This window comes from Rhizobium sp. Root1204 (assembly GCF_001424965.1).
GTDB lineage: Bacteria > Pseudomonadota > Alphaproteobacteria > Rhizobiales > Rhizobiaceae > Pararhizobium.
Genome location: NZ_LMCZ01000001.1, coordinates 236,321 through 260,693 on the forward strand (window position 1 = coordinate 236,321; position 24,373 = coordinate 260,693).

General features: G+C 59.5%; 27 protein-coding genes. 8 read left to right on the top strand and 19 right to left on the bottom strand.

Features of this window, described 5'->3' with window-relative positions:
• Nucleotides 1–12 precede the first annotated feature (12 nt).
• From ASC96_RS01125 to ASC96_RS01135, 3 genes are all read right to left on the bottom strand, one after another.
• Complete coding sequence (locus ASC96_RS01125; RefSeq protein WP_060500537.1) at nt 13–738, bottom strand: class I SAM-dependent methyltransferase; 726 nt, start codon at nt 736–738, stop codon at nt 13–15.
• Nucleotides 735–1,451 (bottom strand): WbqC family protein, encoded by a 717-nt coding sequence (locus ASC96_RS01130; protein ID WP_060501362.1) that lies wholly within the window; start codon nt 1,449–1,451, stop codon nt 735–737. The genes ASC96_RS01125 and ASC96_RS01130 overlap by 4 nt, the downstream gene beginning before the upstream one ends.
• Before the next feature lie 126 nt (nt 1,452–1,577).
• Nucleotides 1,578–2,795 carry a glycosyltransferase gene (locus ASC96_RS01135; RefSeq protein ID WP_060500539.1) on the bottom strand — a complete coding sequence of 406 codons (1,218 nt, stop codon included), beginning with the start codon at nt 2,793–2,795 and terminating at the stop codon, nt 1,578–1,580.
• 171 nt (nt 2,796–2,966) lie between these two features.
• On the opposite strand from ASC96_RS01135, the gene ASC96_RS01140 reads away from it, so the two are divergent.
• Nucleotides 2,967–3,272 (top strand): chorismate mutase family protein, encoded by a 306-nt coding sequence (locus tag ASC96_RS01140; RefSeq protein WP_060500541.1) that lies wholly within the window; start codon nt 2,967–2,969, stop codon nt 3,270–3,272.
• A 100-nt stretch (nt 3,273–3,372) separates the two neighbouring features.
• Here the strand turns inward: ASC96_RS01140 and ASC96_RS01145 are convergent, their stop codons facing one another.
• The 7 genes from ASC96_RS01145 to mscL all read right to left on the bottom strand — a co-directional run bounded on the left by ASC96_RS01145 (nt 3,373) and on the right by mscL (nt 10,140).
• Nucleotides 3,373–4,602: a class I SAM-dependent methyltransferase gene (locus ASC96_RS01145; protein WP_060500542.1), complete on the bottom strand. Its 1,230-nt coding sequence runs from the start codon at nt 4,600–4,602 to the stop codon at nt 3,373–3,375.
• Nucleotides 4,599–5,162, bottom strand: a complete 564-nt coding sequence (gene rfbC / locus ASC96_RS01150) for a dTDP-4-dehydrorhamnose 3,5-epimerase (RefSeq protein WP_060500543.1) — start codon at nt 5,160–5,162, stop codon at nt 4,599–4,601. Before rfbC ends, ASC96_RS01145 begins: the two co-directional genes overlap by 4 nt.
• On the bottom strand, nt 5,159–6,244 hold the full coding sequence (gene rfbG / locus ASC96_RS01155) for a CDP-glucose 4,6-dehydratase (RefSeq protein ID WP_060500544.1): 1,086 nt from the start codon (nt 6,242–6,244) through the stop codon (nt 5,159–5,161). The genes rfbC and rfbG overlap by 4 nt, the downstream gene beginning before the upstream one ends.
• Entirely contained in the window at nt 6,244–7,014 is a 771-nt protein-coding gene (gene rfbF, locus ASC96_RS01160; protein ID WP_060500545.1) for a glucose-1-phosphate cytidylyltransferase, read from the bottom strand. The genes rfbG and rfbF overlap by 1 nt, the downstream gene beginning before the upstream one ends.
• Before the next feature lie 319 nt (nt 7,015–7,333).
• Nucleotides 7,334–8,326, bottom strand: coding sequence for a UDP-glucose 4-epimerase GalE (gene galE / locus ASC96_RS01165; RefSeq protein WP_060500546.1), 993 nt, complete (start codon nt 8,324–8,326; stop codon nt 7,334–7,336).
• A gap of 94 nt (nt 8,327–8,420) precedes the next feature.
• Complete coding sequence (locus tag ASC96_RS01170) at nt 8,421–9,587, bottom strand: pyridoxal phosphate-dependent aminotransferase (protein WP_060500547.1); 1,167 nt, start codon at nt 9,585–9,587, stop codon at nt 8,421–8,423.
• A gap of 124 nt (nt 9,588–9,711) precedes the next feature.
• Nucleotides 9,712–10,140, bottom strand: coding sequence for a large conductance mechanosensitive channel protein MscL (gene mscL, locus ASC96_RS01175; RefSeq protein ID WP_037105026.1), 429 nt, complete (start codon nt 10,138–10,140; stop codon nt 9,712–9,714).
• A 238-nt stretch (nt 10,141–10,378) separates the two neighbouring features.
• Here mscL and ASC96_RS01180 point away from each other — a divergent pair, with 238 nt between their 5' ends.
• A complete protein-coding gene (locus ASC96_RS01180) occupies nt 10,379–13,879 on the top strand; it encodes a NahK/ErcS family hybrid sensor histidine kinase/response regulator (RefSeq protein ID WP_060500549.1) in 3,501 nt (1,166 codons plus the stop codon).
• A gap of 52 nt (nt 13,880–13,931) precedes the next feature.
• On the opposite strand, the gene ASC96_RS01185 is transcribed toward ASC96_RS01180, so the two are convergent.
• Both ASC96_RS01185 and ASC96_RS01190 read right to left on the bottom strand, forming a co-directional pair.
• On the bottom strand, nt 13,932–14,579 hold the full coding sequence (locus ASC96_RS01185; RefSeq protein WP_060500550.1) for a response regulator transcription factor: 648 nt from the start codon (nt 14,577–14,579) through the stop codon (nt 13,932–13,934).
• 83 nt (nt 14,580–14,662) lie between these two features.
• On the bottom strand, nt 14,663–15,091 hold the full coding sequence (locus ASC96_RS01190) for a hypothetical protein (RefSeq protein WP_244481811.1): 429 nt from the start codon (nt 15,089–15,091) through the stop codon (nt 14,663–14,665).
• A gap of 142 nt (nt 15,092–15,233) precedes the next feature.
• Between ASC96_RS01190 and ASC96_RS01195 the strand changes: the two genes are divergently transcribed.
• Nucleotides 15,234–15,581 carry a DUF952 domain-containing protein gene (locus ASC96_RS01195; RefSeq protein ID WP_060501364.1) on the top strand — a complete coding sequence of 116 codons (348 nt, stop codon included), beginning with the start codon at nt 15,234–15,236 and terminating at the stop codon, nt 15,579–15,581.
• The gene (locus ASC96_RS01200; RefSeq protein WP_060500552.1) at nt 15,578–16,666 is read left to right on the top strand and encodes a quinone-dependent dihydroorotate dehydrogenase; all 1,089 of its coding nucleotides are present in this window, start codon (nt 15,578–15,580) and stop codon (nt 16,664–16,666) included. Before ASC96_RS01195 ends, ASC96_RS01200 begins: the two co-directional genes overlap by 4 nt.
• Here the strand turns inward: ASC96_RS01200 and ASC96_RS01205 are convergent.
• From ASC96_RS01205 to ASC96_RS01215, 3 genes are read right to left on the bottom strand one after another with little or no spacing between them, the layout of a single operon-like run.
• A complete protein-coding gene (locus ASC96_RS01205; RefSeq protein ID WP_060500553.1) occupies nt 16,642–18,009 on the bottom strand; it encodes an MATE family efflux transporter in 1,368 nt (455 codons plus the stop codon). The genes ASC96_RS01200 and ASC96_RS01205 overlap by 25 nt on opposite strands.
• Nucleotides 18,010–18,052: 43 nt before the next feature.
• The gene (locus ASC96_RS01210; protein ID WP_060500554.1) at nt 18,053–18,556 is read right to left on the bottom strand and encodes a CAP domain-containing protein; all 504 of its coding nucleotides are present in this window, start codon (nt 18,554–18,556) and stop codon (nt 18,053–18,055) included.
• A gap of 1 nt (nt 18,557) precedes the next feature.
• Nucleotides 18,558–18,824: a DUF6460 domain-containing protein gene (locus ASC96_RS01215; RefSeq protein WP_060500555.1), complete on the bottom strand. Its 267-nt coding sequence runs from the start codon at nt 18,822–18,824 to the stop codon at nt 18,558–18,560.
• Nucleotides 18,825–18,997: 173 nt separating this feature from the next.
• Between ASC96_RS01215 and ASC96_RS01220 the strand changes: the two genes are divergently transcribed.
• Together ASC96_RS01220 and ASC96_RS01225 are read left to right on the top strand one after the other, a co-directional pair.
• A complete protein-coding gene (locus ASC96_RS01220; RefSeq protein WP_060500557.1) occupies nt 18,998–19,936 on the top strand; it encodes a methyltransferase domain-containing protein in 939 nt (312 codons plus the stop codon).
• Between the two features lie 204 nt (nt 19,937–20,140).
• The gene (locus tag ASC96_RS01225; RefSeq protein WP_060500559.1) at nt 20,141–20,773 is read left to right on the top strand and encodes a YitT family protein; all 633 of its coding nucleotides are present in this window, start codon (nt 20,141–20,143) and stop codon (nt 20,771–20,773) included.
• Nucleotides 20,774–20,995: 222 nt separating this feature from the next.
• Here the strand turns inward: ASC96_RS01225 and ASC96_RS01230 are convergent, their stop codons facing one another.
• Both ASC96_RS01230 and ASC96_RS01235 read right to left on the bottom strand, forming a co-directional pair.
• A complete protein-coding gene (locus ASC96_RS01230) occupies nt 20,996–21,457 on the bottom strand; it encodes a carboxymuconolactone decarboxylase family protein (protein ID WP_060500561.1) in 462 nt (153 codons plus the stop codon).
• 22 nt (nt 21,458–21,479) lie between these two features.
• The gene (locus tag ASC96_RS01235) at nt 21,480–21,980 is read right to left on the bottom strand and encodes an Rrf2 family transcriptional regulator (RefSeq protein ID WP_060500562.1); all 501 of its coding nucleotides are present in this window, start codon (nt 21,978–21,980) and stop codon (nt 21,480–21,482) included.
• Nucleotides 21,981–22,119: 139 nt separating this feature from the next.
• Here ASC96_RS01235 and ASC96_RS01240 point away from each other — a divergent pair, with 139 nt between their 5' ends.
• Nucleotides 22,120–22,764 carry a YitT family protein gene (locus tag ASC96_RS01240; protein WP_060500564.1) on the top strand — a complete coding sequence of 215 codons (645 nt, stop codon included), beginning with the start codon at nt 22,120–22,122 and terminating at the stop codon, nt 22,762–22,764.
• A gap of 12 nt (nt 22,765–22,776) precedes the next feature.
• On the opposite strand, the gene ASC96_RS01245 is transcribed toward ASC96_RS01240, so the two are convergent.
• A complete protein-coding gene (locus ASC96_RS01245) occupies nt 22,777–23,379 on the bottom strand; it encodes a TetR-like C-terminal domain-containing protein (protein ID WP_060500566.1) in 603 nt (200 codons plus the stop codon).
• Between the two features lie 52 nt (nt 23,380–23,431).
• Between ASC96_RS01245 and ASC96_RS01250 the strand changes: the two genes are divergently transcribed.
• A complete protein-coding gene (locus ASC96_RS01250) occupies nt 23,432–23,881 on the top strand; it encodes a VOC family protein (protein WP_060500568.1) in 450 nt (149 codons plus the stop codon).
• 215 nt (nt 23,882–24,096) lie between these two features.
• On the opposite strand, the gene ASC96_RS01255 is transcribed toward ASC96_RS01250, so the two are convergent.
• Complete coding sequence (locus ASC96_RS01255; RefSeq protein ID WP_060500570.1) at nt 24,097–24,297, bottom strand: hypothetical protein; 201 nt, start codon at nt 24,295–24,297, stop codon at nt 24,097–24,099.
• Nucleotides 24,298–24,373: the final 76 nt, after the last annotated feature.

Sequence of the window (24,373 nt, forward strand, 5' to 3'; positions counted from 1 at the left end):
GGCTGATCATGTTCATTGAGGCCGGGCTTCCATCAGAAGCGCCACACAGAGATCAGGGAAATCGATCCCAACGCGCAGCATAGCATCGAGATTTTCCTGGAAATCGGGGAGTGTCTTCAGGACGCCAAGTGGCAAGGGTTTAAGGTAGATGCCTTCCTCTAAGCTGACGGAGTAGCCGCGGCTCTGCACTTCATGCTTGAGCGTATCCCGGCAATATTGCCTTTTATGGCCGAAAGCATGATCATTGGCATTCAGACTGTAGATGTCGTCGATCTTGCCAAGCTCGACGCCGAGCCGCCGGTTCATTGATTTGGCGTTCGGAACGGCCACGAAGATGCGTCCGCCCGGCTTCAGAAACCTCTTGAAGCGCTCCAAAAGCATGCCCGGATCATCCACGTGCTCGAGAATGAACCCCATGATGATGACGTCAAACCGCTCTTCTGTTTCAAACTCTTCGAAATAGGAAAAAACGACTTCGCCGGCAAAATCCGGGCTTTTCGCCTTGAACTGATCAATGACGAACTGCGACCCTTCGATGATGACGTGGCGATCGCAGGCCGCGTTGAAAAGGCCGGGTGTAAAACCATGGCCGATCCCTAGCTCGAGGATGGAGCCGACCGAACCGAACCGCCGGATGATGCGTTCGGGATACCAGTTGAGGATAAGATCGTTTTCGATCGCCGTTGCGGCATCCGGGCGATACTCGGTTGCAACAGCATCGAGATTTTCTGTTTTCATTGCATAAATTCCTTCCAACCGACTGTTCCTGACTGAATCACGGTGACGCCCTGCGGGCCACGATTGGCCACGAGATCCAAAGCGGTGACGTAAGGTGTGAAGTCGCCGTGCAATTGCGGATAGGGCGTGCGCTGATAATGCATGTATTCGACTGAGATGCCTCTCTCCTCGAAAAGTTCATGATTGAGATATTTCCGTGCACCGTGCCCTGTGACGTAGATGTTTCCGCCAAGATAGTCGACTATATCGCAGACCCTCTCGCTGCTTGCGCCTGGAATCGGGAGCGTGTCCGAAGAGAGAAACCTCGGCCTGTCCAGTCCGAAATAGACGGAAAGCTCCATCATCGACCGGCGCGAAACATCCGCCACCGTTGCCGCTTCGTCGGCAAAGACGCGATCCACAAGGTTGAGCATCTCGTCGCGAAAAGGCGCCTTGCGATAGGCCTGGCGCAGCATTTCGCGATGCTTGGAACGCCAATCGATCCGGTCGTCGAGCATCACCTCATCAATCCGTTGACCAAGATGATAATCGCGCAGCGGCAGCGTCATCCAGCCAATGCCGTTGATCCCCTTGACCTGAACACGATTGCTGAAGCTTCCTTTGGAATATTGCACATCATCATAATGAACAAAGACATCCGCCAGGCGGATTTGCTCCAGCAGACCCACCCAGGGAAAGTACATCGACTGTGAAATAACGATGGTACGGTTCATGACCCGTTCAAACATTGTGCATATGTTGTTGCATTGGTACACCGTCATAGGCTGCAGCAACCAAGGTAATCAGGCAGCCCGCAAACGAGTCCCGACGCCTTTCTTGAGGCTGTCTACGACATCGCCTCAAGCCGCCCTAAAACGCTCCTGCGATTTAAACGTGAGTTCGTGCTGTGGTGCGATTAGCTGCTCTACCAGTTGATACAATTCCGCTGGGGTCTGGACGCCACCAATATCCTCATCGATCACGAGACTATCGTTGGTGACCCCCGAGAACAGTTTAGCGTCGCTTACCGGGATGTAATCTACCGGGACAAAGTCCGGTAGATATTTTCCGCCCTTCCAACGGCTGAAAACGGCTCTATACCCTTCCGCGACGGCTTCATAAGCCGCGAAATCATCCATCATGCCGCAACTGATCCCACAAGCTTTAGCAAAATTGGTTTCCCATCCTGGGATCGGCTTATAGCCGTAAGTGGTCAGGAACCAATTCTGGGTTTGGGCTATACAAGCGGCGAGACCGAGAGATGATGGAAATGGGAACGTCTTCATATGCGGATCATCATCGATGTTCCTGCCAACCTCGCTCATAAACAGTGCATGCCGCTCCTTGGCATCGACCACCTGTCCTATTTTCGCGGAGTTGCTTTCGACGCAGGCGCCCAGCACCGAGAACGGCCGTTCCGAGTAGAAAAAATGTTCCGCCGTTACGAGAACCTTGCAGACGTTGTCGAAATCGACGGTCGGATACTCGCAATATTTCCCTCCGAAGCGGGCCTTGATCTTGTTCATGACCTGCATGGAGACAGCACCGTGATAGAAGCCGAAGGCCATGTTCGGCGTCCCCGCCTCCCCTTTCCAGGAGAAAAATTCCCGATACAGGGCGGAGCGCGGAATTTTGTGAACTTCGGTTTTCAAGGGAATGGTAACATTGCACCGCTTCGCCCGGTTATCCGGCCAATTGTAACTCAGCCGGTTCCAGACGAAGACATCGACGCTGGAATGCTGGGCCTGTGTTCTGGCAATCAGGTCCACAACATTTACGTCCACATGGTCATCGTCACCGATCATGCAGATGAATTCGCCAGTCGCCATCTCGACGCAACGGTCCCAGTTTTCGACCATGGAGAGGACACGGCCCACAGAGGGCAGGTACTTTACCCGCGGATCTCCCGCAATTTCCTCCATGAAACCGTTCATGATCGAGACGTCATCAGAATTATCGGCGAAAATGTACTCGACATCCGTGCGCATATTCACCAGCAGACTTCTGATCGTTTCCTGGAAATATCGCTGGCGGTTACGCGAAGGTACACAAATCGTCAGTTTCGGCTGGGCGAACATGAAATTTCTCCGTTTGCCGTACATTAGCGGCAACGCCTTTCGCGAAGCTTGCCCGCGACCCTTTGGCCACCTGTCGGGTTTTCGGCTTTTCAGGAGTGGGATGGCTTGATAAGCAGCGTCACATGCGGCCTTGCGATACAGCAACGCCGTGAAAGACACTCGGAGACCCGCATGCAGAAACGTCCGGCAGACTGCGCCTCGATGACAGAGATTCGCGTCGAGATCGATCGGATTGACCGGGCCTTGATCGCACTTTTTCAAGAGCGCTGGGGCTATATCGGCCGCGCTGCGGAGATCAAGAAGCCGGCAGGGCTCAAGGCCGACATCCCCTCACGCGTCGACGAAGTCCGGCTGAACGCGCGCCGCAATGCCGAGCAGGCAGGGCTTGATCCGGACTTCTACGAGAACCTCTGGGCGCGCCTGATCCAGCATTCGATCGAACATGAGTTGGTTATCCTCGGGGAAAGCGGGAAATAGCCGCAAACCGGCGTTCAGCCGATCTTGATGCTGGCCGTATCCGCCTTCTTGGCCGGTGCATCGTCCGCGACATCCGGCAGAGCGGCGATGACACCCTCAGCTACGGATGCACCGTCAGCGTCGGCACCGCCGTTACGAACTTGCCACCCCAATCGCTGATATACGAAAGTTGCTGTTTGATTTCGGCCTGAAGATTCCATGGCAGTATTACCACTCTTTCCGGTTTTTCGGCTTTGAGAAACTCTTCCGTGACAACCGGGATGCGGCTGCCAGGGAGAAGCAGACCCTGCTTGGCGGGGTTCCTGTCTACGACAAAGGACAGGAGATCGGGTTTGACACCGGCAAAGTTGATCAGTGTGTTGCCCTTGGCCGCAGCGCCATAGGCCGCGACTTTCAACCCCTGGCGGCGGCTCTCGATCAGGAAGGTCAGGCAACCGTCACGCACGGTTTGCGCCGCTTCCTGGAAATCCGTGTAGAAGCGATCATCCAACATGCCGGCAGCCTGCTCTTCAGCGAGCATCGTTGCCACCGAGCTTGCGGCTGGATGTCTTCCGGTATCGCTGCGCTGCGCGAACACGCGCAGGCTACCACCATGCCAGGGCGTCGTCTCCACATCGAAGACGGACAGACCGTTAGCTTCAAACACGCGGCTGACCGATGTCAGCGACAGATAGGAATAGTGTTCGTGATAGGCGGTATCGAACTGCGCCTCTCGCACCATGTTGAGCAGATGTGGAAATTCGAAGGTCGCGACGCCGTTCTCCTTCAGCAGACGGGCGAAACCGGCAACGAAATCGTTGATGTCGGGCACGTGCGCCAGAACATTGTTGGCTGCGGTCAAATCGGCCGAACGGCCTTCGGCTGCAAGCCTTTCGCCGAGTTCAGAGCCGAAAAATTCTTCGACGATCTCGATACCCTTCGCCCGCGCCGCCTTCGCCGTGCTGGCCGTCGGCTCGATGCCGAGGCAACCGATGCCGCGTTCCCTCGCATATTGCAGCAGATAGCCGTCATTGGCGGCAACCTCGACGATATGGGAGGCTTCGGTGAGGCCGAAGCGAGCCTGCATGTCGGCGACATAACGCTTGGCGTGATCGAGCCAGGAGGTCGAAAACGAGCTGAAATAGGCATAACTCGAGGAGAAGAACGTTTCGCGATCGGCAAAATCCTCGGTCTGCACTAGGCGGCATTCCTGGCAGCAGCGGATGACCAGCGGATACCAGAACTCCGGCAGGTGCCGCTCATTGGCATTGACGTAGGAATTGGAGGGTGGCGCGGTCCCCAGATCGAGGAAGGGCACCATATGCGTCGATCCGCAGTGACGGCATTTCATACGGCTACTCCACGATAGTCCGGCGACAGCAGCGGATGCGCCGCATCGCGCGGCGACAGATTGATGACCGGCAGCGGCCAGTCGATGTTGAGCGCCGGATCCTGCGGATGGAAGCCGGCTTCCGCATCGGCGGCATAGGGCCGCGAATGGGCATAGATCATCCGTACGTCATCGGTCAGGGCCTGGAAGCCGTGGGCAAAACCCTTCGGAATCAGCAGCGAGCAGGCATTGTCTTCCGACAGTTCGACGACGAAATGCTGAAGAAAGGTTGGCGAGTGCGTCCGGATGTCAACGGCGACGTCGAGAACGCGGCCACGGGTGCAGGTAACGAGCTTGATCTCCGCATGCGGCGGGCGCTGGAAGTGCATGCCGCGAACCGTGCCTTTGTAGAGCGTACCGGTCTCATTCAGCTGTGCGATGTGCCCTTGCCAACCAAAGGCCGCGAGGTCTTCTTCGCAAAACAGCCGCGACAGGAAGCCCCGGTCATCCGAAAGGGTTTTGCGGCTGATGACGGAAAGCCCCTGAAGAGGCGTTGCGTGCGCCGTGAACCGCGCACTCATCCGGCCGCCCGTAAAAGTTCGTTCTTCGTGGCAAGCCCGGCAAAATCGCGGATATCGCCGAGGCAGAGATCAAGAGCCGCTTGGCCCTGCCCTTGCGCCCGATACCACTCCATCGTCCGTTTGACGGTTTCCGTCAGGCGCCAGCGCGGCTGGTAGCCGAGATCGGCGCGCGCCTTGGCGCTGTCGAGCACCAGATAGCCCGCTTCGTGCGGCCCGTCTGTTCCATCGCCAAGCATCATTGCACCGCCACCGAAGTGACGCTCGGCCATCCTGAGGACAGCACCCACAGATGCTGCCTCACCGTGATCCGGGCCAAAATTGTAGCTCTCGATTCCATCCGGCATCTGCCATAGGCGCTCAGCCAATCCCATGTAGCCGCCGAGCGGCTCCAGCACGTGTTGCCAGGGGCGCACGGCACGCGGACGGCGCACCTGCAATGTCTCGCCCCCTTGCCAGGCCCGCACAGCATCCGGGATCAGCCGGTCTTCCGCCCAGTCGCCACCGCCGATGACATTGCCGGCGCGCGCCGTGGCAAGACCGATCTTGCGGGCTGCAAAAAACGAAGAGCGATAGCTTGCCGCGACGATTTCAGCTGCCGCCTTGCTGGCGCTATAGGGATCGTGGCCGCCGAGTGGATCGCTCTCCATGAAGGCAAGGCCCGTCTCGGCATTGTGGTAGACTTTGTCGGTGGTTACCACGACGATCGAGCGCACACCCTCCGAGACGCGCAGGGCATCGAGCAGATTGGCAGTGCCGATGACGTTGACGTCATAGGTCTCGACCGGATTGCGATAACCGGCGCGCACCAGAGCCTGCGCCGCCAGATGGAAAACGATCTGCGGCTTGGTCTTCAGCACATGATGCGTCACCGCATCGCGGTCGCGGATATCGATGATGCCGGGGCCATCCATACTGCCGCCAAGCAAAAGGTGCAGCGAAGGGTCGGTCTGCGGCGCCAGCGAGAGGCCCGAAACCTCGGCGCCCAGTTCGCGCAGCCACAGCGTCAGCCAGCTGCCCTTGAAGCCCGTATGTCCGGTGACAAGCACCCGTTTTCCGCGCCAGAAGTCATGTGTCATCGTCATCACCAGATTTTCCAGGGTGGGGCACCGCTTTGCCACAGGCTTTCAAGATGGTTCTTGTCACGCAGCGTATCCATCGGCTGCCAGAAGCCTTCATGGAAATACGCCTGCAGCTCGCCGTCCTTGGCCAGCCCCACCAATGGGTCCCCTTCCCAGCTTGAATGATCCGCGTCGATCCTGCCGATGACGCGGGGTGAAAGCACAAAGAAGCCACCGTTGATGAAGCCGCCCTCGCCTTCCGGTTTTTCAATGAAGCCCTGAACCTCGGTGCCTTCCAGCTGCAACGCGCCATAGCGCGCCGGCGGGCGCACGGCGGTCACGGTCGCCTGCTTGCCGTGGCTCTTGTGGAAAGCAATGGTCTTGCCGATATCGATATTGCCGACACCGTCGCCATAGGTGAAGCAGAAGGCCTCTTCGTCCCTGAGGTAAGGTGCAACGCGCCTCAGGCGGCCGCCGGTCATCGAGTTTTCACCGGTATCGACCAGCGTGACGCGCCAGTTTTCAGCGCTTTGGCGATGAAATTCGATCGAGTTCTGCGACAGATCGAAGGTAATGTCCGACATGTGCAGGCCATAATTGGCGAAATATTCCTTGATTACATAGCCCTTGAAACCGCAGCAGATGATGAAATCACGCACGCCGTGAGCGTAGTAGAGCTTCATGATGTGCCAGAGGATCGGCCGCCCGCCGATCTCGATCATCGGCTTTGGCTTCAGATGGGTTTCTTCGGCGATGCGCGACCCAAGGCCGCCGGCAAGAATAACTGCTTTCATCCGCTCCTCCCCGTTAGAAGTTCAGACGAGCGCAGACAATGTCCGCGATGGCCTGGCGAGAGGGAGCAGGATTGCGGTTGGCCGGTGATGGAGCAGAACCGGAGCCACGCGGTGCCTTCGACAGCAGAGCCTCAAGCCTTGCGGTTGGAGGTTTTTTAAAGCGCGGAAATTCCATCATGCTCGAGGTCCAATCAGTCCATTCTGACCGGTAACCTAGAGGGTGAAACTGTCGTCAAACTGGAGAGGCCGCCCGGCTTTGCGGCTGGCGGCCCGAGGTTTGCGTCCTAAAACATGGAAGCGTCTGTATTCTTAGGTATTCTTAGAAGGAATTTTTCCGCATCAGATGCAATTCCCAATCCAGCGCACTGCGGATGATACCGTTAAGATCATCATATTGCGGTACCCAGCCGAGTTCCTGCTTGGCCAGGGCCGGGTTGGCGACGATCATCGCCGGGTCGCCTGCGCGCCGTTCCGAGAAGGTGACAGCAAAGTCCGCACCATGCACCTTGCGCACGGCATCCAGCACCTCAAGCACCGAGAACCCGTGACCATACCCGCAATTGGCCGCCAGAGAACCGCCGCCGGCGCGCATGCGCTGCAAGGCTTTCAGATGCGCCTGAACCAAGTCCCAGACATGGATATAGTCGCGCACACAGGTGCCGTCCGGGGTTGGATAATCCGTGCCGAAGACGCTCATCGAGGAGCGCTTGCCGAGCGCGGTGGCGCAGGCAACCTTGATCAGATGCGTGGCAAGTTCGGAGGATTGTCCACTCCGGCCTTTCGGATCAGCACCGGCGACGTTGAAGTAGCGCAAGGCCGTATAGGTAAACGTATGTGCGGCAGCCGTATCGCGCAGCATGATCTCGGTCATCAGCTTCGATGAGCCGTAGGGCGATTCCGGCTTGAGATTGACGCTCTCCGTCACCGGCTCCAACACGTCGGGCGTGCCATAGACCGCCGCCGTCGAAGAAAACACGAAATAAGGGATACCGGCTTCGACCGCGCTGGCGATCATGCTGCGGGATTTGACCGTGTTGTTTTCGTAATAGCCGAGCGGATCGGCGACCGATTCCGGCACGACGATCGAGCCGGCGAAATGAATGATGGAATCGATGTCATTCTCGGCAAAAATCTGCCGCATCAGGGCCGCGTCGGCGATATCACCTTCGTAGAAACGGGCTTCCGGCGCGATCGCCCAACGAAAACCGGTCGACAGACGGTCGATGACAACGACCCCTTCGCCGGCGTCCAGCAACGCCCAGACCATATGGCTGCCAATATAACCGCCGCCGCCCGTTACCAATACCGCCATTGCCTGCTCCTGCGCTGTTCAAGTGAGCGGGATAAAACCCGTTCACGGCGCGATTCACAAGGGTTATGTGCAGGAACAGGCGGCCAAAACAGGATCAGAGCGCGGCGATGTAACCCGCCAGCCGTTCGGCCGCGATGGCGATCTGCTTGGGGTCGCGCAGGAAACAAGCGCGCATGAACAGCGATCCACCCTCGCCGAACGCGGTTCCGGGTGCGAGGCCAACCCCGGTCTTGTCGACGATATCGAGAGCTGCGCGCCGTGCATCGGTCACGCCGTCGATCTTCAAAAAAGCATAGATAGCGCCGTCCGGCTTCAGCGTCTGCACCCGGTTGGTGGCGATCAGCGCATCGCAGAGCAGATCGCGCGACCGGGCAGCCTTGGCAACATTTTCCGCAACGAACGCATCGCCTTGATCAAGCGCCACGACGGCGCCCTGCTGAATGAACTGCGCCACGCCAGATGTCGAATATTGAATGAGATTTTCCAGCACCTGGCCGATCGCAGGCGGTGCCACGATCCACCCGGCCCGCCAGCCGGTCATCGACCAGTTCTTGGAGAAGGAATTGACGAACAGGATACGCTCGCCTTCCTCCATCACATCGAGGAAGGACGGGGCACGATCGCCGTTGTAGGAATAAAGAGCATAAATCTCATCAGCCATGATCCACAGGCCGTGCTTGCGTGCCAGCGCCAGGATGGCTTTCAGATCATCATGCGTGGCCGTCCAGCCGGTGGGATTGGAGGGCGTATTGACGAACAGCGCCCGCGTCTTTTCGGTAATCGCCGCCTCGAGCTTACCGATATCGAGCTGCCATTTTCCGTCTTCGAAACTGAGCGGCACGGCAATCGGGCGAACGCCGGACAGTTCGGCACTGGCGGCAAAATTCGGCCAGGCCGGAGTGAGAAATACCATTTCGTCGCCCGGCGAGGTCACGGCCTCGATGGCAAGCTTGATGGCCTGCATGCCCGAACCGGTCACGTAGAAATTGTCAGACGACAACGTCTTGCCGAAATGGCGCTGATAGTAGCGCGACAGGGCTTCGCGCAACGGCGGAATACCGCGCTGCCAGGTGTAAAAGGTTTCGCCGGCTTTCAGCGAATCCTGCGCCGCCTGCGAAATGAAATCCGGTGTCGGCAAGTCCCCCTCGCCGACCCAGAGCGGAATAAGCCCCTCGCGACCGCGCGCATAATTCACCAGTTCAACGATGCCGCTTTCCGGCGCGGAAAGGGATCGGGGGCTGAGGCTGGCAAGTATGGTCATCGGCGGGCTCCTGTTTGCCCGCCGCTTCTAGCTGTTTTTCAGATCACGATCACGCGATATTCAGTGACGGATTTATCGATTCTGGTGATGTATCGAAGCCCACCTGAAAACCGCGAAATGTGCCTTACACGCGCTGCGTTTTCAGCAGGTCGCGGATCTCAGTGAGGAGCTGCACGTCTACCGGCGGCGGTGCTGCCGGTTCGGCTTCCTTCTGCTTTTCCAGAGAAGCCCGCATTTTGTTGACGCCCTTGACCATCAGGAAAATGATCCAGGCAAGGATCAGGAAGTTGATCACCACGGTCAGAAAGTTGCCATAGGCGAAGACTGCGCCCTGTTCGCGCGCTGCAGCGAGCGACGTTGCTGTGACTTTGGAGGAGAGCGGGAAGAAGAAGTTGGAGAAATCAAGGCCGCCGGTGATGGCGCCGATGACCGGCATGATGATGTCGCCGACCAGCGAATTGACGATCAGCGTGAACGCGCCGCCGATGATGATACCGACCGCAAGGTCCATGACATTGCCGCGGGCGATAAACGCCTTGAATTCATTCAGCATTACTCTCTCCTTGTTGCACCTTAAGCCAACTGCGCTTGCCTGATTCTTACGCAGTGGAACGCACGTCGGATGCTAAACGAAAACCAAATTATGTAAATCACAGGCAAAAATAACGGCACATGAGCAAATTGCGGCCTGATGGGAAAAGAGCCGTGGTTTCTTTGACTTAAGGCTTAGGCCATCGCGATTTTCTTCCCAACCGTCTTGTCCTATGCTCCAGGTGAGAGAAGGAGGAGACATGCTCTCGGGCTCGATCATTTTCGCTGCCGCCTTCGGCTACCTGCTGCTGCTGTTTGCGGTGGCAAGTTATGGCGATCGCAAGGCGTGGAAGACCGCCCCTGCCGGAAAGGGCAGGCCGCTGGTCTATGCCCTCAGTCTGGCGATCTACTGCACCTCATGGACTTATTTCGGCGGCGTCGGCCTTGCCGCCGAGCGGGGTCTCGAATTCACCGGCATCTATATCGGCCCGATCCTGATGTTCACCATCGGCTTGCCGGTCATCCGCCGGATCATCGCGCTGGCCAAGGCCGAGAAACTAACCTCAGTTGCCGATTTCATTGCCGCGCGCTACGGCAAGAACCCGATGGTCGCCGCCATCGTCGCGCTGATCTCGCTGGTTGGTGCCATCCCCTATATCGCGCTGCAGCTCAAGGCCGTTTCGAGCTCAGTATCGGCCATGGTCGACACCAGCGGCTACGGCATCGGCTCCGGCCAGGATTTCATCGACCTGCCGCTGCTGGTGACGCTTTTCCTTGCCTGCTTCGCCATCGTTTTTGGCACGCGCCATACCGATGCAACCGAGCATCAGGACGGGCTGATCCTGGCGATCGCAATGGAATCGGTGGTCAAGCTTCTGGCTCTGGTGACCGCCGGGATCTATGTCGTCTTCTTCCTGTTCGACGGCCCGGGCGACCTGTGGGCGAAGGCTCTTGCCAACCAACAGGTGATGACGGCGCTGCACTACGAGACGCCGCTGCCACGCTGGATCCTGCTGATTGTCCTTTCCGCCTTTGCCATCATCATGCTGCCGCGGCAGTTCCATGTGACGGTGGTGGAGAACAGGACGGAAAGGGACCTGCGCACCGCCGGCATTCTGTTTCCGATCTATCTCATCGCCATTAACCTGTTCGTACTGCCGGTTGCGATCGGCGGCGTGCTGACTTTCGCCGGCACCGGCGATGCCGATCTCTATCTGCTGACGCTGCCGCTTGCTGCCGATATGCCGTTGCTGACCATGATCACCTTCATCGGCGGCTTCTCCGCCGCGACGGCCATGGTCATCGTCGCTTCCGTGGCGCTGTCGATCATGATTTCCAACGATATCGTCATGCCGGTGTTCCTGCGGCGCAACCTGATGGGCCGCGGTGGCTCGCAGGATGTGGCTGGCACCCTGCTCAATGTCCGGCGCACCGCGATCTTCGTGGTGCTGCTGCTCGGATATGCCTACTATCGCTCTGCGGACATGGGCTCCGGCCTTGCCTCGCTCGGCCTTCTCGCCTTTGCCGCAATTTCGCAGATGGCACCGGCCCTGTTCGGGGGCCTCGTCTGGCGGCAGGCAAATGCGCGCGGCGCGATTGCCGGCATGACGCTCGGTTTTCTCGTCTGGGCCTATCTCCTGTTTCTGCCGAGCCTTGGCGGACCTGATAATTCGCATGTCGCGGCAACCGTGCTTGGCTTCCTGTTCCCGTTCACCTCGGTCTTTTCCGGTCCCGAAGCCGATCCGCTGGTCAATGCCTCGGCGCTCAGCCTGCTGGTCAATGTCATGGCCTATGTCATCGGCTCGCTCACCCGGGCGCCGAAACCATTGGAGCGTCTACAGGCGGGGGTGTTCATCCGTCGCAAATCGCGCACCGAAAAAGCCTTTCGCGGCCGCAAGACCAAGATCACCGTCCTCGATCTGAAAACCACGATCGCGCGCTATCTCGGCCAGGAGCGGATGGAACGCTCCTTCCAGACCTACGAGCGTCAGTCGGGGCGCTGGCTGGAGGATCACCTGCCCGCCGATATGGGCCTTATCCATTTCTCCGAACAACTGCTCGGCAGCGCCATCGGTTCGTCTTCCGCCCGGCTGGTCCTGTCGCTGGTGCTGCAGCGGCTGGACGATGCGTCATCGGACACCGCCTGGCTTCTCGACCAGGCATCGGAGGCGCTGCAATACAATCAGGACATGCTGCAGACGGCACTGTCTCAGATGGACCAGGGTATCGCCGTCTTCGACAGCTCGAACAACCTGATCATCTGGAACCGCCGCTTCCGCCAGCTGCTCGACCTGCCGGAAACGGCCGGACAGGTCGGCTTTCCGCTGGCGGATATCGTCTCGATGCTCACCCAGCGCGGCGATATCCGCAGGGAAGACGGCAAGCGGCTGGTCGCCGACTTCCTCACCCTTGACAAGCCTTTCCTGCTGGAACTCTCCGGTGGCACGCGGATCATCGAGGTACGCACCAATGCCATGCCCGACAAGGGCATCGTCACCACCTATACCGACATAACCCAGCGCGTTGCCGCAGATATGGCGCTGAAGCAGGCAAACGAGACGCTGGAATTGCGCGTTGCCGAACGCACCGGCGAACTCACCCGCGTCAACAAGGAAGTGGCCGAAGCCCGCGCCGCCGCCGAAGAGGCCAATATCGGCAAGACGCGGTTCTTCGCCGCCGCAGGCCACGATATCCTGCAGCCGTTGAACGCCGCCCGCCTCTATTCATCGTCTTTGGTTGAGCGTCTGGGGGAATCGGAAAACAGCGCGCTGGTGCAGAATATCGATTCCTCGCTGGAATCGGTCGAAACCATCCTTGGCGCAGTCCTCGACATCTCCCGGCTCGATACCGGCGCGATGAAGCCGCGCCTGCAATCCGTGCCGCTCAATGATCTGCTGCGGCGCATCGAGACGGATTTCGCACCGGTCGCCCGCGCCGCGAATCTCAAGCTGACCGTCATGCCGACTTCGCTGACGGTGCGCACCGACCCCAACCTTCTGCGCCGCCTGGTGCAGAACCTCGTCTCTAATGCCATCAAATATACGCCGGCCGGCAAGGTGCTCGTCGGCGTACGCCGCGAAGGTGGCGATGCCGTCATCCAGGTGCTTGATTCCGGCATCGGCATTCCGGCGTCCAAGTTCCGCACCGTCTTCAAGGAGTTCGCCCGCCTTGATGAAGGCGCTAAGACCGCAGCCGGGCTCGGGCTCGGGCTTTCGATCGTCGACCGCATTTCGCGGGTTCTCAACCACAGCGTCGACCTGCAATCCAAACCGGGCAAGGGCACACGCTTCCGGGTGAGGCTGCCCATTGACCGCACCGTTGCCAGCAGCGCCAAGGCCACGGCATCAGACCCCATTCGCACCGCCGAACCGCTGCATGGACTGCGTGTGCTGTGTATCGACAACGAGCCTTTGATCCTGGAGGGCATGAAGCTGCTGCTGGAGGGCTGGGGCTGCAACGTCGCAACCACGCCATCCCTCGACATCTGGCAGCAAGGCCTGACCGCCCATGACCCGCGCCCCGACGCGATCATTGCCGACTATCACCTGGACAACGGCACCGGCATCGACATGATCCGCGCTATCCGGCTCTATTTCGGCACTGAAATCCCGTCGCTTTTGGTCACGGCCGACCGTTCACCCGAGGTCCGCGCGAGCGCCGAGCGCGACGGTATCACCCTGCAAAACAAGCCGGTCCGGCCCGCCTCGATGCGAGCCTGGCTGACGCAACTGTCGGTCTCGATGAAGGCGGCGGCGGAGTAGCAGATTTGCCTTGGGGGACGGGAAACGCCGCCTGTTGTCAATAGATGTCAGTTCAAGCCGCCACGGCTGAAATCTTGCCCAGCTGGATGACCGCCTGCGTCCGGCTGTCGACATCGAGCTTCAAGAGAATGGCCGAGACATGCGCCTTGATCGTTGCCTCTGAGACGCCGAGTTCGTAGGCGATCTGCTTGTTGAGCAGGCCTTCGGCGAGCATGCCGAGCACGCGGGATTGCTGCGGCGTGAGCGTCTGCAGACGGTGCAACAGAGCCGCCACTTCAGGCTCGTGCTCCATGCCGCGCTGGAAACCTGGCGGCGTGAAGATATCGCCGGCCATCACCGTATCGATTCCCTGGCGAATTTCATCGATCCCGGCAGACTTGGAGAGGAAGCCGGAAGCGCCGAGTTCGAGCGCGCGCTGGATGGTTGCCGGATCGTCATGGGCGGAAACGATCATCACCGGCAGGCTCTGGAATTCGGCGCGGAGCGCAATCAGTCCCGAAAGCCCGCTGACACCCGGCATGGTCAAATCCAGCAGCATCAGATCCACGGATACATTGTCAAGCACCGCCTGCCGGGCCGAGGTGAAGTCCCCCGCCTCGATAATCGCCGGGTTGCCCGGCATGCCGCCCAAAGCCTGACGCATCGCGCCACGAAACAGCGGATGATCGTCCGCAATGATGATGGTCAATCCTGACGTCATGACGCTCCCTCCCAAGAGCACGGCCGCAAGGCCCGTCACGGCGGAAAATCCTCCAATTCGTCCGCTGTGACGTCCGGATCCGGTCAGGTCTTTTGAGGCACATCCTCCGTCTTGCCAGACGGCGGCTTTTCCTCACTTTCCAGATCTTTTACAATTCCCATGAAACTGCGCATCATTCTTTCCATGACGCCCATCGTCTGGTCAATCTCTTCCTTCGTCGGAAGCCTTGGTTTGACGCCCAACGGGCCTTCCGATGCGGCCTTTTCCAGGGTTTCCACACGTTTGGTCAGCAAATCGAGTTCCAGTTCGAAGGCCGTGCGCTCGTCGGCCGCCATCCGGCAGACGATGTCGCCGTCCTTTTCCTGGCAGAGCGAGACTTCCCCGGTCTGTGTATCCAGCCGTGCGATGCCACTGTCGGTCTTCTGCATGGCATACCGCCCGGGCGCGGGCTCCTGCGCCAAAGCGGCACACGCTGCAAACATGCCGCCAAGGGCGACTACCGGCATCAGCATCCTGTTCATTGCATTCTCCTTGCCTAACAAAAAACCGTTGATCCTCAAAAATCAGGATCCCGTCCCGCTTGCCGGTGGACATTCGCAGAAGATTACGGCAATCCCGCAAAGGATATCGTCCAAGCTTTCAGGAAACGGCGGCATGCGCAGTATTATCTACAAAATCGTTCCGGCAACTCTATGGCAGAGTGCGCGCGACAGCGGAGAATTCAAGGGCGCGCCGATCGATCTGACCGATGGGTACATCCATTTTTCGGCCGCAGATCAGGTCAAACAGACCGCTGCCCTGTATTTCGCCGGCCAGGGCGACCTGCTGCTTGTTGCCGTCGATGGCGAAAAGCTGGGCGACAAGCTGGTCTACGAGGCCTCGCGCGGCGGCGCCTTGTTTCCACACCTCTTTGCCACTTTGCCGCTGGATGCGGTCATTTGGGAAAAGCCATTGCCGCTCGACGCAAACGGTATCCACGTCTTTCCGGAGCTTGATCAATGATCGACGTTTTCCAGTCGCTGGCCCGCCGTGGCCTTTTCCTTCTCGATCCGGAAGCCGCTCATGGCTTGTCGATCAAGGGGCTGAAGACCGGCCTTGTGCCTGCCTGCACAGCTCCCGCCGATCCGCGCCTGGCACAGACAGTGGCGGGTCTGGCCTTCATCAATCCGATCGGCCTTGCGGCCGGCTACGACAAGAACGCCGAGGTGCCGGAAGCACTATTGAGGCTCGGTTTCGGCTTTACCGAGATCGGCACGGTGACGCCGAAGCCACAGGCAGGCAATGACAAGCCACGCATCTTCCGGCTGGTCGAGGACGAGGCCGTCATCAACCGTCTGGGCTTCAACAACGAAGGTCATCATGCCGCACTCCAGCGCCTCAAGGCCTGTGATAGTAAAGCGATGATCGGCGTTAATATCGGCGCCAACAAGGACAGCGCCGATCGCATCGCCGATTACGTTACCGGCATCCGCACCTTCTACGGTGTCGCCCGATATTTCACCGCCAACATTTCTTCGCCGAACACGCCCGGCCTGCGCGACCTGCAGGCGCGCGAAAGCCTTTCGGCGCTGCTTTCCGCCGTCCTTGCCGCTCGCGATGACGAAGCTACCAGGGCTGGCATCCGCGTGCCGGTATTCCTGAAGATCGCGCCGGATCTGACCGAAGAGGGCATGGACGATATCGCCGCTGTCGCATTGGCGCATCCCCTCGATGGCCTGATCGTCTCCAACACGACACTATCGCGCGATGGCCTCAAGGACCAACGGCAAGCCAAAGAGAGCGGCGGCCTGTCCGGCAAGCCGCTGTTTGAGAAATCGACCATCGTGCTGGCCAAGATGCGCAAGCGCGTCGGCGCCGATCTGCCGATCATCGGCGTCGGCGGCGTCTCGTCGGCCGAAACGGCTGCGGAAAAGATCCGCGCCGGCGCAAATCTCGTCCAGCTTTATTCCTGCATGGTTTACGAAGGCCCATCGCTACCGGGCAGGATCGTGCGCGGCCTTTCACAACTCTGCGACCGCGAAAAGCTGGCTTCAATCAGCGATATCCGTGGCAGCCGGACGGATTACTGGGCCGGCAAGAACGCCTGAGCCGAACGGCGCGGCACCAGCACCATCAGGAAGAGGCCGCGAAACAAAAGGAAAAGATTGAGCGCGGCCCAGAGACCGTGATTGCCGAAGACCGGCACGAGCAGACAGAGCGCTGCGCCATAGCCGGCAAAGGCCAGCAGCATCATGTTGCGCATGTCGCGTGACCACGTGGCGCCGATGAACACGCCGTCCATCAGGAAGGCGAGCGCGCCGGTCAGTGCGGTGATCGCCGCCCAAGGCATGTAGCTATAGGCCTCGGCGCGCACATCGGTTGCCGTCGTCAGGAGATCAATCAGCCGGTTGCCGAAAATGAGGAAGGCGATGGTGGTGAAACCTGCCAGCGCAAAGGACCAGATTGCCGTCATCCTTAACGCGCGGTCGAAGGCGGGGCGGAAACGCGCGCCAATTGCCCGGCCGGTCAATTGCTCCGCAGCATTGGCAAGTCCGTCGAGATAATAGCCTGCCACCAGAAAGATGGTCATCAACACCGAATTGGCCGCCAGCGTGACCGGTCCAAACGATGTGCCGATCCGCGTCATCAAGGTGAACGCCGCCAGAAGCACGAAGGAGCGGATCATGATATCGCGGTTTAGCCCGAACAGCGGCTTCAGGCGCGCGGGGGAAAAGACGGTTGCCCAACTCGGCGCAACCGACCGGTCAAACCGTGCGAAAACCACGACAAAACCGACGACGGCGCCAATCACCTCTCCCGTCACCGTCGCCAGCGCCACGCCCATCACGCCCCAGCCGAGATGCAGCCCAAGAAAGATCGACAGGACAATGTTGATACCGTTGATCAACGTCTGAAGAAGCAATCCCGTCGTGCCCTGGCCACGGCCGAGCACGAAACCGAGGATGGCATAATTGGCGAGCGCGGCAGGAGCGGCGAGAATCCGATACGTAAAATAGATCCGCGTCACGCCTTCGATATCCGGCCCCGGCGCCAGCAGCCAGATCCCGGCTGCAAGCAGCAGCGGCGACAACACGAGCGCTATGGAACCGCTGACGAGCGCAATGCTGAGCGAACGCCAGAAGACCGCCTGCTCCTCCGCTTTGTCACCGCGCCCGAAGGCCTGGGCGACCAGTCCGGTCGTTGCGGAGCGCAGGAAATTGAATGTTGTGAAAATCAGGTCAAACACGATTGCGCCGACGGCGAGCCCCGCCAGCATCGTCGCCTGCCCAAGCTGGCCGACGACGGCGGTGTCGACAAGACCAAGTAACGGCGTGGTGAGAAACCCCAGCGTCATCGGCACAGCGATCGAAAGAATCAGCCGGTTGGTGACGAGAAAGGGTCCCGCTCCGTGGGCGTTCTCGCGAATATCCGTCGTTGGCGCTGCAGTCATGGCCGCCCCCTCTCAGAACCAGCCGCAAAACGTCAGAATCACATCAGCTGGTCGACAGCACCATGGCCCAATAGGGCCGGTTTCCGGAAGCCGGATTCCGCATCACGGCGACGCCGAGGCCGTTGTAATTCGGGCCCAGCATGTTCTCCAGATGCTTGGGCGAATTGAACCAGGCGGCATAAGCCCTTTCGGCGCTGTCCTGACCCACCGCGATATTTTCCGCCGCCGGCAACGGCACGCCGTCGCCCTTCATGCGGGCGAGGAAGCTGTCACCGATGCCGATCAGATGTGACATCTTTCCAGCCTTTGCCATGCGGGAGGCCTGCGACAGGGCCGCTTGCGCCGCAGCCGGATCGCGGGCCAGCGGCTTCAGGCCCTTTTGCTTTCTCAAGTCGTTGATGTAGCCAAGCGTGGCATCCGTCTGGTCGCTGCCATTGCCGCTCGGGGTAATCTTGGGCGTACCGCAGCTGGCAAGCAGACCGAGCGAAAGAACGGCACCCGCGCGCAGCATCGTGCGCCGGGAAACGGAGAATGTCTGATCGTGCATGTTACCGCCGGTAGCTGAGGACGCGTAGGATGATGAAGACTGGGATCACCACGGCAGCACCGAGCAGGAGGTAATCGCCGACGCGGCCAAGAGCTGCGAAGCCGGAGTGCCAGAGATCAAGGACAAAGTCCCTGATTGTGTAGAGGATGCCATAGGGCGTCCAGCCGAAAACCGCCATGACGAAGCCGACGATGATCGAGACCACCAACAGCTTGACGAGCACCCGAAGCGGCGAATCGCCAAGAAATCTATTCACTCCATCGGCCATGGCCCACGATTCTCCTGTTTTTCTTCACATAAGCTCCTGCAGCCCCTGCTGCAAGCCATCAGCGCTTCTGGCGGTCCCGCCGTCAAATCGCCGCTTGCCATTTCTACACTTGCACGCGACAAGCGCATAACGCCCAGCCATCGGCAGATGGTGCACAATCGAGACGCGGAAACATGACGCTCAACCAGCTTTCTTCCGGCGATCTCATCGCCGACCGCCGCGCCGAATATGCGCATATGCTTGCCGATAGCGGCGACAATGCGGATGCAGCAGATTTGATGACCCAGGCGCTGGAATTGGCACCCGATTGGGCAGCGGGCTGGTTCCGCCTTGCCGGTTATGAAGAAAAATCCGGCCGCAAAGAGGCAGCCATTTCGGCCTTGCACAAGGTTCTCGACCTCAATCCCGATGATGTCTTCGGTGCCGGCCTGAAGCTCGCTCTTCTCGGTGGGGCGGAAACACCCGAGCAGCCGTCCAGTCTCTATGTGGCGCAACTGTTCGACGACTATGCCGACCGGTTTGACAAGGCACTGGTCGAAAAACTGGAATATACCGTTCCGGAAAAACTGGCGGCGCTGATCATAGACCATACGGCCGAAGCCCGCTTTTTGAACGTAATCGATCTCGGCTGCGGCACAGGCCTGTTTGGCGAGCGCATTCGCGACAAGGCGGACCGGCTGGAAGGCTTCGACCTATCGGCCAACATGCTGGCGAAAGCGGAAGCCAAGGGCTGCTATGACCTTCTGGCTCAAGCCGATCTGTCGCTGCCGCCGGAAACCTCCGGGCTGTTTGCGGACATGCGGGATCACCGCGCCGATCTGGTCAGCGCCGCCGACGTCTTGATGTATCTTGGCAACCTCGACAGCGTCTTCGTCATCGCTCTACAGCTGCTGGGCAGTCAAGGCGTGTTTGCCTTTTCCGTCGAGGATGCCGATGCACAAGGCGATTTCGTTCTGCGCCCGTCGCTGCGCTATGCCCATTCGGAAACCTATATCGAGGGTATCTGCAAGCGCTTTGGGCTCAAGATTCTCGCAACCAGCAAAACCACCATTCGCAATGATGGCGGCAAACCGGTCTTCGGCATTCTGTTCCTTACGCGCAGATCGGCGTGAGCGCAGTTTTCTTGCGAAGTTGAAATAGGTCAGTATTGCTTACATATTTTGCTTGATTGGAACGGGCAGAATCCCGATAATTGCTGCACTGCACACAGGCGCCGCGATCGAAGGGATCGCCGGGGCACATGCACTTTCATTCCTTGTTGGTATCGCCGTTCGGGTCCGCCCGGCGCGCATCTGGCTGTCTTTGGAGATCGCGACATGAGCATCATCAGTGCCCTTGGCTTTTTGAATACCAGCGCGACGCGCCACACGCCGGTTGAAGATGTGCAGGGCATCTTTTCGGGCAGCCTGGTCGCAGCCCTCGGCCTCTATGTGCTTGCCAGCGCCGGTCTCTTGACGGGCAGCACCGCCGGTGTTGCCTTCCTCCTGCATTATGCGCTCGGCATCACTTTCGGCCTTGCGTTCTTTCTGCTCAACCTGCCGTTCTTTTACCTGTCGTGGAAGCGTCTCGGCATGGCCTTCACGGTGAAGACCTTTATCGCCATCGCGATCACCTCGCTTTTGACCAATGTTCAAAGCCATGTGTTCGAAATCGCCAGCATTCATCCGGCCTGGGCGGCGCTGCTCGGTGGCCTGCTTCTGGGTTACGGCGTTCTGGCACTCTATCGCCATCGCGCCAGCCTCGGCGGCGTCGGCATTCTTGGTATTTATATGCAGGAGCGGTTCGGCATCCGCGCCGGGCTGGTGCAGCTTGCCATCGATCTCTGCGTGCTGGCAGCTGCCTTCTTTGTCACTACGCCGCCGATCGTGTTCTATTCGGTGCTCGGCGCCGTCGTGCTCAATCTTTTCTTGACCATCAACCACCGCGCCGACCGCTATATCGCTTTGTGACGACGCCGGTCTCTCAGGCGGGGAGGCCGGTCAAGCAAAGCAAGGTGGCGAGGGGTATGCAGGTTCAGCAACGAACTTGCCGGCCACAGCATGGGCAGCACTGGCTGTCCCTCGCCCAACCTTCCATGGTCTGCAGGTGGTGAGCGCGGGACCGGCGCAGCCAGTCCCCGCACTCCGGCGCCGCGCTCCTGAAAACGGTGCGCGGCGCCGTTCTGTTTTTACTCAGGCAGCCTTGGCCGGCTTATCGATCGGATGCTGCGTGCGGAAACCAACTGCCAGCCGGTTCCAGACGTTGATCGCGCCGATGGCGACCGTGATATCGGTCATTTCCGCCTCGGTGAAATGCTCCTTCAGCGTGTTGAAAACATCGTCCGGTGCACCGGTCTGCGCAAGATTGGTGACGGCATCGACCCAGCCGAGCAGCGCGCGTTCGCGGGCATCGTAGACCGGCGATTCACGCCAGACGCACATGAGATTGATCCACTGCTCGCTCAGGCCGTCGTGACGCGATTCCTTGACATGCATGTCGACGCAATAGGCGCAGCCGTTGATCTGCGAAGCGCGCAGCTTGATGAGGTGGATGAAGCGGCGCTCGAGATTGCTCTCCTGAACATATTGCTCCAGAGCAGCAACGGCCTTGTAGGCTGCGGGGGAAGCTTTGGCGAAGTTGAAACGAGGCTGCATGGTCTTCTCCTGTGGTGATGGCTCAGCGAGCCGTTTTGCGTTCGTGAATTTCCAGGAAGGCGCAGCCTCTTGCTGCGATCGATCCATCATCGATTTCGGCCAGTTGCACGCCGAGATCGGCAATCGTGGTCTTGGCCAGTTCCGCCCTATAGACGCGCTCCGCCCTCAGCATGGTGGCCGAGATATTGCAGGGCTTGGAAAAGAAATGATTGGCGACCGGGTTTGGGCCCCGCTGGCGGATTTCACCGCAGCGGAAGGCCGGCGCCGGGCCTTCGACGGCAAGCACGATATCGAGCAGGGTGATCTTTTCCGCCGGTCTTGCCAGCCTGTATCCGCCCTTCGGGCCTGGCACCGTGTCGAGAATTCCGGCACCCGACAGCGATTGCAGATGCTTGAGCAGATAGCTGGTCGACACGCCGTGAAACTCGGCGATTGCAGCAGCAGATAGAACCCCACCCTCGGACAGGCCGGACAGCATGGCGACGCTGTGAATAGCCTGCTCGACGCCCTCACCCATCTTCATCGCCCCACCTCCCTTTTTTATCGTGGATAATTTATATCCACGATTATTCCGGCCGTCAAGCGGAGAAATCGCTCACAAAGCTTGCGTTCGCAAAACCGCAGGATAGAAGGGCGGATACAGACGACGGGAAACAGTGACGATGACGGCAACACCTGCAAAATCAGCCTTTGCGGCATTGATGAATTCGAGCGCCGAGCGGCATTCCATCGCCGATGATGCTCAAGGCGTCATTTCCGGCAGCATGCTGGCCGTGCTCGGCATCACGCTGTTTTCCAGCGCCGGACTTCTGACAGGCGGCACGCCCGGCATAGCCTTTCTCGTTCATTACGCGACGGGCATCAGCTTCGGCGCCTGCTTCTTCGCCGTAAATCTGCCTTTCTATTATCTGGCTTTCAGACGCATGGGCCTGGCCTTCACCGTGAAGACCTTCATCGCCGTCGCGCTGACATCGGCCATGTCCGAAGTTCTGCCACGCGCGCTGGGGATCACCCATGTCGATCCGCTGATCGGCGCGCTGTTTGCGGGCCTTGTGGTTGGTGCCGGCCTGCTCGCCCTGTTCCGCCATCGCGCCAGCCTTGGCGGTATCGGCATTCTGGCGCTTTATCTGCAGGATCGCTTCGGCTGGCGCGCCGGGCTTGTCCAGCTCGGCTTCGACGGCGCAATCGTCGCCTGCTCGTTCTTCCTCGCAAGCCCGTACATCATCGCCTGCTCGATCGCCGGTGCCGTGGTGATGAACGTCACGCTGGCGATGAACCATCGCAAGGATCGCTATATCGCGATGTAAGAAGACAGGCAGTTATGTTCGCGAGGGCGCAACGGCCAGCAAAGCAGTCGTGATGATGGCATCGCCGAACTCCCGCGAGACCGGGCGATGCCCGACAAGCAGCCGAAAAAATACCGGTCCGTAGATCATATCGAGCAAGGCCTCCAGATCAGGCGGTTGTGATATCTCGCCCCTTGCCAAGGCCTGCTCCAGGATGACGCGGCCGGCATTGCGGCTCGACAGGATCACCCGGTTGCGGAACGCCTTGGTGAATTCGCTTTCCGGGTCTGCCGCCGCCAGCGCCATCGTGATCTGGCGCCCGCGCGTGCTGGCAAAGGCCGTGACCAGCCCACGCATCTGCGCGCGCAACGCAACCTCAGCCGTTGCCCCCTTCGCCTCGACTTCCGGCATCGTGTTGACCAGCAGCGCAGCCATGGCCAGTTCCTGCGCATTCGCCCAGGAGCGGTAGATCGTCGGCTTGCCGACACCCGAGCGCGCGGCAACCGCCTCGACCGTCAAACGGCCGAAACCCTCCGTCATCAGAATATCATGGGCAGCTTGCAGTGCACGCCTCTGCGCAGCTTCGCTCGGCGGGCGACCGCGTTTTCTTGACTCGGTGTTTCCATCTTGACTCATATCATTACGATACGTAACGTTAATATACGACCCAGTCAAGGAGGAGCATCCGATGTCCGCTACCACCCGCAAAGTCAGCGTCTATTTCGTCGTGAAGAATGCAGTCCAGGCCATCGAATTCTACAAACAGGCTTTTGGTGCGCAAGAAATCTTCCGCATGACCGACCCCACCGATGGCCGCATCGGCCATGCAGAATTGCAGTTCGGCGAAACATTGATGATGCTCGCCGATGAATATCCAGATTTCGGCGCCCTGTCGCCGGACACGATCGGCGGATCGCCGGTGACGTTCCATGTCGACACCGGATCAACCGATGCCGCCGTGGCGCAGGCTCTTGCTGCCGGAGCGACCCTGCTGCGCGCCGCCGCCGATCAGAGCTTTGGCGAGCGGGTGGCGCAGGTGCTCGACCCCTACGGCCACCGCTGGATGTTGTCACAGACCATCGAACACGTAACGCCGGAGGAAATGCAGAAGCGCTGGAACGAAGGCGCATCGGCCTGAGCGTTGTTGCCTTGAAAATAGCCCAACCGGTCGCGCTGCCCGCGACTGTGATCAGTCCATCGTGCATGCTGTTTGGTCCGGGATTCTCACCGCAGCGACCGACATCCGCCGCAGATAATGCGTTCAGCCGTTTTCGCGGCCGATTCCTCTCTCCCGTTCACTCTGAGAAGACAGATGCCACCGCTCATGAAGCCGGTTGTCCGCTACAGGACGCATCACTGCCCGTCGTGTTTTTTTAGCTGGTCGATCGCATTCAATGCATCATAGGGAGACCAGCCAGCATCGACGGCTGCTTCCACCAACTGGGTTTCCACTTCCTGTTCGAGCTTTTGATAGAGTGGTTCGAGTGCCTCCTGAACGGTCAGGATATGATCATTCGGTGGAATGATTACCTTATCGGTTGCTGAAGACGGCATGCCCCTCTCCCTTTCGACTGCGCCTGTTTGATTTTGGCCGAATTGTTCGAACGCCCACCACGAAAGAAGGTTCCCT